Raw genomic sequence first — 13061 nt, 5'->3', positions numbered from 1 at the left:
GGCTGTTGTGGTGGACTTATTCTCGCGCCAGGTAGTGGGCTGGTCGATGGATTCACGAATGAACAAAGATTTAGTTCTGCAGGCACTGCTCGCCGCAGTATGGCGTCGCAAACCCAAGCAACCCATCATGGTCCATTCAGATCAGGGTAGTCAATTTACGAGCTACGAATACGCAGCGTTCCTGGCCAACCATAATCTACAACCGAGTATGAGTCGACGCGGAAACTGCCATGATAATGCTGTCGCAGAAAGCTTCTTCCAATTACTCAAACGTGAACGAATTAAACGTAATATATACAAAACCAGAGAGCACGCACGACAGGATATCTTTGACTATATCGAAATGTTTTACAACCCTGTCCGCCGTCATAGCCATGCGGCCAACCTATCGCCGGTAAACTACGAACAGCAATACTTTTCTGAGGCTACGAACTGTCTATAAAAGTCTGGTCGATTCAGCGTAGTCCAAGAAGGCTTGCTAGACGCACACAAATATCAGGATAGTTTTAAGTATTAAGCTAATATCACCACAATCCGAGCACCTTCCACCAAGTTATACCAAGCGTGGCGTAAATTGCCAGTTCAACTACGCACATAATGAACCCCACTCGCCACCAAGTACCAAGTGTTACGTATCCACTGCCGAAAATGATTGGCGAAGTGCCAGTAGCATAATGGGTCAGTGTCATCATGATGGTAGAACCAGCGACCATCATCAGGAGAAAAGGGGTTACATAATCGGGAGGGATCAACGTCACTCCCACACTAAGAAAAGCGAGCATCATTGCGGTAATGTGTGCGGTCGTACTGGCGAAGAAATAATGTGAGAATACGAACAACAGTACGAGCAGCGCTGCGGCCCATTCCCAACCCATTCCGGCTGAAGCAATTGCATTTTTCAACATGCCTGAAAACCAAGCGATGACACCAGTTTTATTGAGTTGCTCTGCCATCATGACCAATGCACCAAACCATATCAATGTATCCCACGCACTTTTCTCAGAGAGCACATCATCCCAATTAATCGTGCCAGTGATAATTAGGATGAAAAGACCGACAAAGGCCACGACAGTCGGGTCCAGCATATAGGTTGGCCCAAGCACCATAGCAGGAACATTGGCCCAAAGCAATAGCATAACCCCAAACGTGCCCATCATCACTTTCTCTCCCCCCGACACAGGACCCATGGCCTTGCGTTCGGCGCGCGCGTATTCGACTGCGTTAGGCGTTACCTTGATTTCAGGCGGAGCCAACAACGACACCAGGAGCGGCATTAAGAGAAGACAGGCTAAGCCAGGTAAGAGCATACATAAAGCCCAGGTTGTCCAGGATAGGTGAAAACTTTGGTTCGTCACTCGAGCAATAAAGTCCACGACCAGTGGATTAGGTGCTGTCGCCGTAATGAACATGCCAGAGGTAATTGTGTTGGCATGCATGTTTACAAGTGCAAGATAGGTGCCAATCTTATGCTCAGAATGCTTGTTAGGATCCGAATCGAAAGCAGAGGCTATTGATTTCATTATTGGGTGTACGATACCGCCGCCGCGAGCCGTATTACTAGGCGTAAACGGAGCAAGTACAAGTTCGCAGATTGCCAACCCGTAGCCAATCCCAACTGTCTTGCGCCCCAGAATCGAAATGAAGAGAAGGCCGATCCGCTTGCCAAGGCCAGTCTTATTCAGACCACGCGATACAAGAACCGCTATCACGATAAGCCAGATTAGGGGATTAGCCAAACTAGACAGTGCATCTGTGATCGCACCCTTGGAAGTTGTTGAGGTCACCTGTGTAAGAGCGACGATGGTAATTGCCATCATGGCCATTACACCTATCGGCATCACTTTAAGAATAATGGCTAAAATCGTGGTCAAAAAAATGGCTACTAATGCCCAAGCTTTAGTGGTTAATCCTTCGGGCACTGGCAAAATCAGCATAAGTACCAAAAAGGCGGTCGTGATTAATGCGGGCCCCAGTCGAAATGGTACTTTTTTTTGAAAATAAATAAGCACTTTTTTCAGCGATTCTTGCACGGGCCCTTCCTTTTAGTTAAAAAATAAGAACATTGAGACGTCGTTTCCAGGTTCTGTATCGAGTAAGTAATTAATTTTTAAAAAACCAATAAATTGGATCTTCCATGACAAAACTCTTCGATTGACATAGAAGGAGAGTTAACCACATATTTCCATTGAAAAAAAAACGCTAGTCAGGCCGCCGGATGGCAACCTGATACCTACATGTCCGCTGCGTAAACGACTATGCGCACGTGGATTCAGTTCATCCGGCATATTTTCCAAGCCGCAGCCACAGCGCCGCGAACTCAGTGCCTATATATAAGTTAACCGATCAAAAATTCCGATCCCAATTACTAAGAGTTATGGAATATTTAGCGCTTTAGAAAAGCACTTATCCTTAAGCACCTCTACTTTATAAGTGAGCTCGCCCTCTATCTGCTCAATGATAAGCCCATGCACGTCAGATTCAAAGCCTGGAAATTGAGCATTCTGTTCTCGAGCAATATGCAATGACTGTATGATTGGATCATCGCTACCCCCAAAACGCTCTCCTGGCATAATCGTGGGAATACCTGGTGGGTATGGCACTAGCATAGTGGCAGCCACCCTCCCGCCGATATGCTCAATATCGACCCGCTCGATTTTTCCTTTTACTAAATGGTCATACGCATCGGCAGGTATCATTACCGGCTCAGGCAAATTCACGTACATTTGACGCATCACATCAGCGACTGCGAAGTTTTTGTTGAATTCGTGCAACGCGTCACATAAATCTCGCAGACCTTTATTTTTGTATACTGTTGGATGATCCGACGCCAGTGTAGGCAAAGCCTCACTCAAAGAAGCGTTGCGGTCGTACAACTCTTTGAAGGCCATCAACTCAGCGACTAAGGTGCTCCATTTGCCTTTAGTGATGCCCATAGAGAATAGAAACAGTACAGAATAAAGATTCGTCTTCTCGACTGTGATGCCGCGACCCCATAAGAATTTGCTTAACACAGCCGCAGGGATTCCGATCTTGCCCATATCTCCCGCTACTGATAATCCCGGGGTGAGTAGCGTCACTTTGATTGGATCGATCAACACATAATCATCGACCAAATTCTCAAATCCGTGCCAATGGCCCTGCGGCTGAAGATACCAGTCCTCCCGTTTTACCACAATGGGCGTCGAAGTTTCACCTTCGCCCAGAGCACTTTCAACTTGAGACGGCTGCCATACTCTAAACCACCAGTCATCTCGACCTAACTCCTCATGAACATGAAGCATCGCACGCCGGAATGTGCTAGCTTCGTCGTGCATTTCCTGAACCAGTGATCGCCCCGCCCCGCCTTCCATCATTTTCGACGCAATGTCGCACGCAGCGATAATCCCATAGTGCGGGCTAGTGGAGGTATGCATCATGAATGCCTCATTGAAACGTGCAGCATCAAGATTTCGGTTAGCAGAATTGCGCACATGAATCATCGATGCTTGGGAGAACGCTGCCAACAGCTTATGAGTTGATTGCGTGGAAAAAATGATCGCATCCTGTTCCCTGGCCTTACCCTTGGCCATACCATAATGGTTCTCGTAAAATGGGTGGAAGGCTGCATATGCATACCACGCTTCATCAAAATGCAAATACTCGACTGCTTCACCAATTTCACTAGCAATTTTTTCGACGTTGTAACACAGACCATCATATGTGGAGTTAGTGACGACGGCCATGCGAGCTTTAGAACCTGCCTGATAGGCGCCATTTGCCAGCGGATTAGCCGCAATACGCTTCTGAAGTTCTTCAGGAGTGAATTGTTCTAAACTGATTGGACCTATGATCCCGTGCGCATTACGACTGGGTGTAAAATATACCGGTACTGCGCCCGTCATGATTAACGCATGTAATAAAGATTTGTGGCAGTTGCGGTCAACGAAAACCACATCTCCCCGAGCAACAGAACCGTGCCATACGATCTTATTGGCTGTCGAAGTCCCGTTGGTAACGAAAAAGGTATGATCAGCCCCGAAATTGATGGCTGCTTCCCGCTCCGCCTCGCTGACCGGACCAGTATGGTCTAACAAAGAACCCAGCTCTGGCACTGAGACAGATAAGTCACTGCGAAGCGTATTTTCACCGTAGAATTGGTGGAACGCGCGTCCAACGGGAGATTTAGTAAATGCCACCCCTCCGCCGTGACCTGGAGTGTGCCAAGAATAATTAGATTCTGCCGCATGATGCACTAATGCTTTAAAGAATGGGGGTAGTAAACGCTGCATGTACTCTTCAGCCGCACGCATCACTTGACGAGCAATGAAGCTTTTCGTATCTTCAAATAAATAGATAAAACCGTGAATATACTTGATCAATTTGGTTGGAACTTTTTCTATGGTGCGTCGGTCTCCGAAAAGGAAGACCGGCAAATTAGCACGTCGTTCGCTTTGTTTATGCAAAAAGGCATTTAACCGCTGAAACTCTCCCTCCGATTCTTCGCTGCCATCGATTGAAATTAATACTGCCGAGGCCGCAACGTAAGTACGCGCGCCTGCTTTTGCATCGTCAAGATTTAGTCCGCATAATACACGGTGGTTATTACTTCGTAGCTCGTCGGCCAAAGCACGGATAAGAATCCCTCCAATACGAGGCGAATCATAGTCACTATCAATAATGACAATAGGATAATCTAAGGAATTGAAATACATAAAACTCTCCGCAGTTAATTAAAACGCTAGATCAGAACGCTTGTTGCGACTGAATATTGTCAAAAAATTTCCATCTTCAATTCCTGCTCCATACCACGGATATTTCACTACGAATCAGCAAGCGCCCAATACATCTACGAGACAAAATTGCCATCCTAACCTTGCAGCGAGAGCAAGGTCGCCTTTGTGCTCCAAATGGCCAAAGGACTTAAAAGAACTGAACCAGAGAAGGATTGGGCTCTGAAGACCTTAGTACGGTTGCCGCAGGTCATACTTTGTTGAAACGATCTTACCGTACAACACCCAGCCGGCAAATGTGACCAATCCACCCCAGAACATAGCCTCTTGGCCTGAGCTGTAAAGAGCATAAAAACTGTAAATATTTCCTATGAATGCAATTGCTGCGACGAACAAGACTTGCTTTTGTGGAACTTGCGCAGATTTCAACAGTACGATTATTGCGGACATCGATAAGATGTAAGGCACCAGATTGGTGACGACCGCCAAATTCACGATGGAATTAAACTGGGTGCTTAAATCTGGACTTACAGTCATGAGAGAAAGCATTGTCTGTGCTATGGCCAATACCACCATACCGATTACCGGCGCGTTGCGCGAAGTCACTTTGCCAAAAAGAGGCACATAATAACCTTCATCCGCTCCCGCTTTGAATACCTGAGCGACAGTGAATTGCCAACCTAATAACGAACCCAGGCATGCGATAACGGTAAGGGCATTAATAACCTGACCGATGACTGGACTAAATAAGTAGCTGAACACTAAACCAAAAGGCGCATTAGAATTTGCTAAATCGGCATTCGGAATAATACCTGCGACCACATTTGTCGACAGGATATAGAGAACCGCTGTGAGCAGCGTTCCGAAAAGAACAGCAATTGGCACATTTTTTTCCGGGTTTTCCACTGCATCCGTATTCGCGCATGCCGACTCTAATCCGAGGAAAGCCCAAAGTGTTATGGCAATAGAAGCTGAGATTGCTTGCCCAAATGGTTCGTTATGTGGGTTCCAGGAGGCAGTATAAATATCTGGATCGAACCAAAACCAGCCAATCAATGAGATCCCTAATACCGGTAAAATGACGCCCCAGACCGTCACGCTACCCACCCGCCCCGTTATTCGGGCTCCCCAAAAATTGGGGATGGTCGTTAACCAGATAAAAATGATGGCTAAAAATGCGGCATCAAATGGCCCTAGCTGCCAGCCCATAAACGTCGAAAAGTAGCCTACTGCAGTAATCGCAATGGCAACATTTGCAATGACGAGTGAAACAGCGTAGGTATAATTGGCCATGAAGTTTCCTGACTTGCCAAAAGAATACTCAGCATATCCACCCATACCGCCCGTATTTTTGCTAAATCGTCCACATTTTGCAAACGCATAGGCAAGCGCCACCGAGCCGCTCGCAGTAATTAACCACGAGAAAATGGAGATCGTTCCGATTTGTGCCAATTTCGTGGGTAGCAACACAATGCCTGACCCCATCATATTTACTACCGTCAGTATAGTTAATTGAACTACACCCATCTTATGGTTCGATTGTTTCATTGCAAGCCTATTGAGTGGAATCAGGGACTGACATCATATTTTGTGTACCAAAACTCGGATAATAAAGAAAGCAGTGCATCTATCCTTTTAATACGTAGCCATAAGCTTTTTTTACTCCCTCTACATCTTTTTGAATATAAACGCCTTGCAGCTCTGGTTCAAAACCAGGTAATAGATTAAGGCCCGACTCAAGAGCTCGAAAGTACTTTAACGCAGGTCCTTGCCACTTTTCACCTGGAACCACGCATAAGACCCCCGGTGGGTACGGAAGCGCTCCCTCTGCCGCTATGCGGCCTTTAATGTCAGATAAAGAAACCAGCTCAACTTTATTGTGCACCAGTTCTTGATTTGCTTCCCATGGCGTAACTACCTGTTCAGGAAAATGATCTTTACGAAACATCTGTTTTTGCAGCGTTTTCATATCATTGAATTTATAGAAATCATGCATCGACTGGCACAAATCGTGAATATTTTTTCCAAAATAATGCTTTTCGTGATTTTTATATAGAGTCGGCAACACCTCACGTATGGGAAGTCGGTCCTCTAATACCTTTTCAAAGCGTGCTATATGTGCAATCAAGTGCTGCAATTTACCCAAGCTTTCAGAAGGCGTCAATAGAAACAAAATAGAATTCAAGTCTGCTTTTTCCGGGATTACCCCATTTTCTCTCAAGTAGTGTGCCAAAATACTTGCTGGCACCCCGAACGATGCATATTCGCCTGTGTCCTGATTAATCCCTGGCGTTGTCAATAGTAATTTGCACGGGTCTATAAAATATTGGTTATCTGTATAACCTTCAAAAGCATGCCAATTCTCGCCTGGTTTGAACTTGAAAAATCGTAGATCATCAATAATCATTTCAGTGGGGTAATCTTGCCAGCGTTTACCATCGACAAAATCTGGGACGAACGGCTTGATATATTTGCACGAGTTTAGCAAGAGTTTTCTCGCTTCCACTCCGTTTTTTACGCACTCTCGCCATAGTCGTTTACCCGCAACCCCTTTATGCATTTGAGCGTTCACATCCAACGCGGCAAACAAAGGGTAGAACGGACTGGTGGACGCATGCATCATATAGGCATTGTTTAACCGTTTGTGGGAACAATATCTATGTTGACCTTTGATATGTTTGTCTTTTTTATGTATTTGAGATGTTTGCGAAAACCCCGCTTGCTGCTTGTGAACTGATTGCGTGACAAAAATGCCAGGATCCTTTTCAGTTAAGCTCAGTAGAAGTGGCGAACTATCTTCCATCATTGGAATAAACTGTTCATATCCCACCCATGCAGAGTCAAATAAAATGTAATCGCAAAGATGCCCAATTTTGTCGATGACTTGCCTGGCATTGTAGATCGTGCCATCGTACGTACCCAGTTGAATAACGGCGAGCCGAATCGGACGCTCTAGATCGGCGCGCTCTGGACACACTTCTCTGATCGCTTCTCTTATATATGTTTCATTGAAACAATGCGCATCAATTCCGCCAATGAATCCATAGTTATTTCTGGCTGTTTCCATATATATTGGTAGCGCGCCAGATAGAACCAAAGCTCCCAAATGGACCGATTTGTGATTATTCCTATCAAACAGAACGATATCGTCTTTGGCTAATAACGCACTAGTCACGACTTTGTTAGAAGTGGACGTTCCGTTCAAGACAAAGTAGGTTTTATCTGCGTTATATATTCTTGCCGCATTTTTCTGAGCTTCTGCTGCAGCTCCCTCGTGGATGAGAAGATCCCCCAATTTGACATCGGCGTTACACAAATCTGACCGAAAAAGCGTCTCCCCATAGAAGTTAAAGAACTGCCTACCTAAAGGATGCTGAGTGAAGAATTGCCCACCTTGATGGCCAGGACAATCAAACTCTACATAGCCTCTACTGACGTAGCTATGTAGTTCCTTGAAAAATGGCGGGTACAGATTCTCAATATAATTATCGGCACTTGCCGCTAATTGTTTTCCATAGTAATGGCGATTGCCAGCACCTAATTGAAATACGCCTGTTAATTTTGGAAGCACTCCATCCGGAATTAACTCGTCAGAATAAAGTGCCAAGAAGATCGGTATATTAAATCCGGTATCAGCAATCTTATCGACTATTTTTTTTATATCCTTAGTCGTCGTCACTGCTGCCGCTACATCAGTAAAGTCAGTTTTTCGAATATCGATGACTTCATAGCTGACAATGAAATTTTCAAACAACTCAAAAGGCATTGCTATTTTTAGCGCAGACATTGGTGGGCTCCCATCAGAAAACAGGCTCTGACTCAGCAGGTGAGCAAGAGGATTTGCGATTAACTATATCAAATTATGACACTACCACGTTTGTGTTAAATCAAAAAGTCATCAAAAACTCACGCTCAATTTTCCTATTGCGCGCAATTTGGTTTAATTTCTGGTGCCACATTTTTGTCCTCTTTCACCTAGAGTGAATACCAGGAAAGATACCAAGCCACGTACAGCACATTTTAAGAATGTGCATAAAGATATATTTTTCATACCCCCCAACTACTCCGTTAAAGCGCCTGTATCCTACTTTAGCAACGGACTAGTTTGACTAAAGTTCTAAAATAATAGAAGCATTATTCAGCCCACTCAGAATCAGTGGTAAATACTATCGTTAGCCAGCGATTCGGTGTGTCGTTGCCTATCGCCTGTCCAATTTCATCTCGCAATTCGTCCCACTCTTCCAGTCTCTTCGGGGGCCGGCCTCGTGGAATGACAAAATACAACTCAATTTGCGTTCCTCTCCCTACTCGGGCAACATACGAGCGAAATGCTGTGAAGCAGTATCGCTCCGCCGTTTCTGTAGCGACTGAGTCCACATGGGCTTTTAGCGCTGCAGGCGTAATCAGCAAGATATCTGCTAGGGCCCGTTTAATAGTGGCCAAGGGCAATGGAATTATAATAAAACAAACCAATGCCAAGGCTGCTGGGTCAATGTAGGGTGAAACCCATTGCAATTTGGTTCCCCGGATTAGACTACCACTGCCAAAAGCGACCAGGAGTGCTGTGGAGATTAGCCCGGACATGAGCCAAGCTTTGGCATCTAACTCGAGGAATTCAGAACTGATGCGTTTGTTTAAGTGGCGTTCGATCAAGACCATACAAAAACAAATCAACGCAGTTATCGCCGTGTAAACGATAGCGTGAGTAAATACTAAATCGCGACCACCCGTTAAAAAACTCCCCATTGCGTTGATCAAAGCATAAACGCTAGCGCCCAAAAGAAGTACACCATTGAGCCCAAGCACAATAGGCTCTAAATGCCAAAATCCCATTGTGAAGCGTTCTTCCAATTTGCGCTTTGGCTTATCCAAAACAGTCGAGTTGGTAATTAGATTTGTTACCAGTAAGGCAACAGAGGTGATGACCGCATCAATCATCGAATAGATGCCTTCAAAGATAATTGAATGAGACCCCGAAATTAGCCCAAAAACAACCCCTAACAGCGCAATGCTGAACGTGACTGAGATCGATATCCGTAACACATCCTGTTCGCTCAAAATTCTCATGTCTTGATCCGACGTCTTAAGTCCTAGTGGAAACCAATTTGGAGTGTCTCAGAACACAAGACATTTTCTATGGCTAGTACGGCTATACTTTTTCCCACATTGGATCTGTTCGCTCGAGACTCAGTGCGCATAGAAAATTGTAAGCGTCCTAATCCTGTTTCTGAAAACGCACCAGGCGTCTACCTTACAGGTTGTGAATGAGTAATGGAATCCGCAAAATGTTAGTCTTGCCAAAACACATTTCCATCACAGAATAGATTTCTGATTACCCAAGATAAGGTTTTAGGTTGAATAGAAGTTGGACTGCCCAGAGATTTAAGACACTAGCCAACCTCACGCCGCATCCTTCTCGAAGGCCTCGGGACTGATGCCGCCAAGATGGGGTATGGCGGCGATTACGGTTGTAGAAGACTTCAATATAATCGAATATGTCAGCGCGAGCCATATCTCGGGTCTTATAGACGCGTTTTCGTATCCGCTCTTTTTTCAGACTGCTAAAAAAGGATTCTGCGACCGCATTATCCCAGCAATTGCCTCTTCGGCTCATGCTGGGCTGTAATTGGTGAGCGTCACAGAAGCGTTTCCAGTCAACGCTGCCGTATTGTGAGTTCTGGTCAGAGTGTACGATCACCGGTTTTACGGGTTTGCGACGAAGCACTGCCATCCATAAAGCATCAATGGCCAGTTCTCTGCCCAATGTTGGCTTCATGGACTAGCCAACGACTTTACGTGAATGCAGATCAATGACCGGTTGAATCCAAGGTCGCCTTTTTTAAAATTTCAACATCCATTCTGGCCTCTGCCCAGCACTCGAGGCGGAATTTTCAAGTAAATCGAATTGATTCTACTATACAAAATCGTACTGGTTACGCTCTAAGGCGGGAGGAGAAGGTAGAATTCTGGCATTAATAAACCTCGCTCTGAGCACATATCAAGAGCCAAGGGTCAGTTTTATTGGCTTTAACGTTTAACAAGGTGCAGGACCCGCCTAGTGGCGGCGGATTTTAAGAGGCAGATATACATTTTACCCATAGCCTAAGCGAGCTCGGAAATTGCACTAAAAGCCTGCTCCATTCCTTTCTCCCCTTCTGCTTTCTCGGTGCCCAGGTAAAGGCTGGTGGTGTGGATGCTGGCGTGCCCCAGCATATCCCTGACTTGCGCCAGTGGGGTGGTTTTGACCAGCATGGACGCAAACGTGTGACGTAGCCAATGCGGACTGATGGCTCTCAATGTCTGCGCATCAAACGGCGCCTCCGCTTCTATTTCATCGGCCAATCTGCCTAAAAACCGTTTGATATCGGCATACACCACGGTATGAAACACCCCGCATCTGCCCCACTGCCCGGCACCCTCCTCGATCTCGTCGGCCGCTGCTTCCCACTTTTGATACGAAACCAGTGGTATGTCTGGATCATTCAGGCGCGGGTCGCCTGATAAGCCAAGTACGGCCAGATACGTCTGCAGCGCCGCGAGTGCCGGTTTGACCAGATAGACTTGTCGCGTGCGTCCCCCTTTTCCGACGACGTTTAGGTACCACGCCATCTCGCCCACATCATTCTCTTGAACGTGGATGTCTCCTAGTTTGAGCGCGCAAAGTTCCGACAGGCGCAATCCGGTTAAATAGAAAAACCGAATCGCAAAGACTGTCCGGTAGGCAACCGTCTCGCCCACCGGCACCCGCTCTAAGGCATCCTGTATGCGCTGCCACAGCCGCTGATGGATCCGGTGATTGACACGCAGGCCGCGTTGGGAGGCCAGGCTGGGCAGGCCTTTAACGGGGTTGGACAGCAAATACTGCTGACTCGTCAAATATTCGAACAGGCCGCCTAGGACAGTCAATGCATGCGCAATACTCTGGCGGCTCATCGAGCCTTTTAAGACCACTTCCTGACTTGGATCGGCTGTGATGGCAGCCGGCTCATCGGGCGGCGGATTCGGATTGACAAAGGGTCGCCATTTCTCATGCGTTCTTGGATATTTACGCCTGGCCACCCAGACGCTGGCCGGCTGGGGATAAAATAAAAAGTCTCGAAACAACGCCAGATCTGCGGTGGTTAGCGATGAGAGTGGTTTTTGCATGGTGAACAGACACCACAGTAGCAGGCGCTCGGCTTCCTTGCGGTAGGACTGATAGGTATGCGATTTGTACAGGGATAACCATTCATAAACGGCCTGATAATCGTTCTGGGCGGCAAGACGATTATCCTGCTGCGGGGCCCGATTCGTACCCTGTTGGCCATTCAGATTGGGAGGGAATCTCAACGATTCTAGCGGTTCGATTTGCCGGCTGCCCGCCTCCAAAGCCACGAGCGTGTTAGCATCACTCGCTGGTGTCAGCGGTTCAGTTGATAACGTGCCCGGGAGTTGACTGGGCCGCTTGATGCCGCCAGGCACCTCTTTGGCCTTTTTCAGAAGATGTTGATAGACCTGTTTTTCTAAAAAATGCTCATTTTGGCTCAACCAAGTGGTTAATTTGACGGCGGTAACCTGCCCCAGCCCCTTAACGTGTTTGAACCACCACCAGCCGTACTCGTTCGCAAAATCCAGCAGTTTTCCCAGGGTATCGAGCTCAGCGCGGATCAATTTACCGGCCACCTTCGGATGAAACCACCCTGCGACCGGATCTGCTAAGGTGGGCGTCGAGGTCAATCCGCCAGCGAGCGCATTGATCAATGCCAAGCGCCGTCCTAGTTTTTTAACGTGTAACGCCTGCAGCGCTTTTTGCGCGTCGCTCAGGTTTTCTTCCTCAGGCTCGGGGACGAGGGCCAAGCGATCGCGATCTTCGCGCTGCGCCTCTGCCGTGGCCGAGGGCAGATGGCCGCCGACTTCGGCATAATAAAACGCCAGCTGCTCCTCTTGGCCCAGGATATGATCCGGGTCAAAGGTGGCCACAAAGTCCTCAAAGCTGATCGCCGCCGCAGACGGTTGAGCGCCGTCTTGAGCCAAGGGGCTTGGTGGGGCTTGCGTCGCCCGTCGCACTGCACGCAGGCGATCGAGCATTTTTTGCGTTTCGGTGACACTTTTTCGAACGTTGGACGGCAATTTAAGTAGGGCCAGCTGCTCGGGCGCCGTGCCTTGGCGCGCACCCATCACCAAGAGCGCATCCTGCACCAGGATCAGTGTGTGGCGGGCATCCACCAGATTACGCCCCGTCTCCAGATACTGGTCGGCGATATCGGCCAGATTCAGGATGTTTTCAAAAAAAGCCCGATAAAAGGCCAGGTGATGCAGACCGATCTTACGCACCGGCAGGAGTTCTTTAACACTGGCCATGATATTTTTAAA

Annotated in this window: 7 protein-coding genes and 1 pseudogene; 1 reads left to right on the top strand and 7 read right to left on the bottom strand. The window is 47.1% G+C overall.

What is annotated here, in order from left to right:
* The coding region (locus CAP48_RS19905) for an IS3 family transposase (RefSeq protein WP_153045741.1) at window positions 1-442 on the top strand (442 nt) is incomplete at its 5' end.
* Between the two features lie 82 nt (window positions 443-524).
* Here CAP48_RS19905 and CAP48_RS19900 read toward each other — a convergent pair.
* The 7 genes and pseudogenes from CAP48_RS19900 to CAP48_RS19870 all read right to left on the bottom strand — a co-directional run bounded on the left by CAP48_RS19900 (window position 525) and on the right by CAP48_RS19870 (window position 13049).
* Window positions 525-2030 carry a DASS family sodium-coupled anion symporter gene (locus CAP48_RS19900; RefSeq protein ID WP_100699617.1) on the bottom strand — a complete coding sequence of 502 codons (1506 nt, stop codon included), beginning with the start codon at window positions 2028-2030 and terminating at the stop codon, window positions 525-527.
* Window positions 2031-2372: 342 nt separating this feature from the next.
* Window positions 2373-4691 (bottom strand): Orn/Lys/Arg decarboxylase N-terminal domain-containing protein, encoded by a 2319-nt coding sequence (locus CAP48_RS19895; RefSeq protein ID WP_100699616.1) that lies wholly within the window; start codon window positions 4689-4691, stop codon window positions 2373-2375.
* Window positions 4692-4940: 249 nt separating this feature from the next.
* Window positions 4941-6257 carry a putrescine-ornithine antiporter gene (gene potE, locus CAP48_RS19890; protein ID WP_100699615.1) on the bottom strand — a complete coding sequence of 439 codons (1317 nt, stop codon included), beginning with the start codon at window positions 6255-6257 and terminating at the stop codon, window positions 4941-4943.
* 79 nt (window positions 6258-6336) lie between these two features.
* Window positions 6337-8496 carry an ornithine decarboxylase gene (speC, locus tag CAP48_RS19885; protein ID WP_100699614.1) on the bottom strand — a complete coding sequence of 720 codons (2160 nt, stop codon included), beginning with the start codon at window positions 8494-8496 and terminating at the stop codon, window positions 6337-6339.
* A 347-nt stretch (window positions 8497-8843) separates the two neighbouring features.
* Window positions 8844-9770, bottom strand: a complete 927-nt coding sequence (locus CAP48_RS19880) for a cation diffusion facilitator family transporter (protein WP_100699620.1) — start codon at window positions 9768-9770, stop codon at window positions 8844-8846.
* A 339-nt stretch (window positions 9771-10109) separates the two neighbouring features.
* Window positions 10110-10536, bottom strand: a pseudogene (locus CAP48_RS19875) (IS3 family transposase); the annotation flags it as partial.
* A 275-nt stretch (window positions 10537-10811) separates the two neighbouring features.
* Window positions 10812-13049: a tyrosine-type recombinase/integrase gene (locus tag CAP48_RS19870; protein ID WP_100699613.1), complete on the bottom strand. Its 2238-nt coding sequence runs from the start codon at window positions 13047-13049 to the stop codon at window positions 10812-10814.
* Window positions 13050-13061 lie beyond the last annotated feature (12 nt).

This window comes from Advenella sp. S44, from assembly GCF_002810445.1.
Taxonomy (GTDB): Bacteria; Pseudomonadota; Gammaproteobacteria; order Burkholderiales; family Burkholderiaceae_B; genus Advenella.
This window is presented reverse-complemented; position numbering and strand designations above follow the sequence as displayed.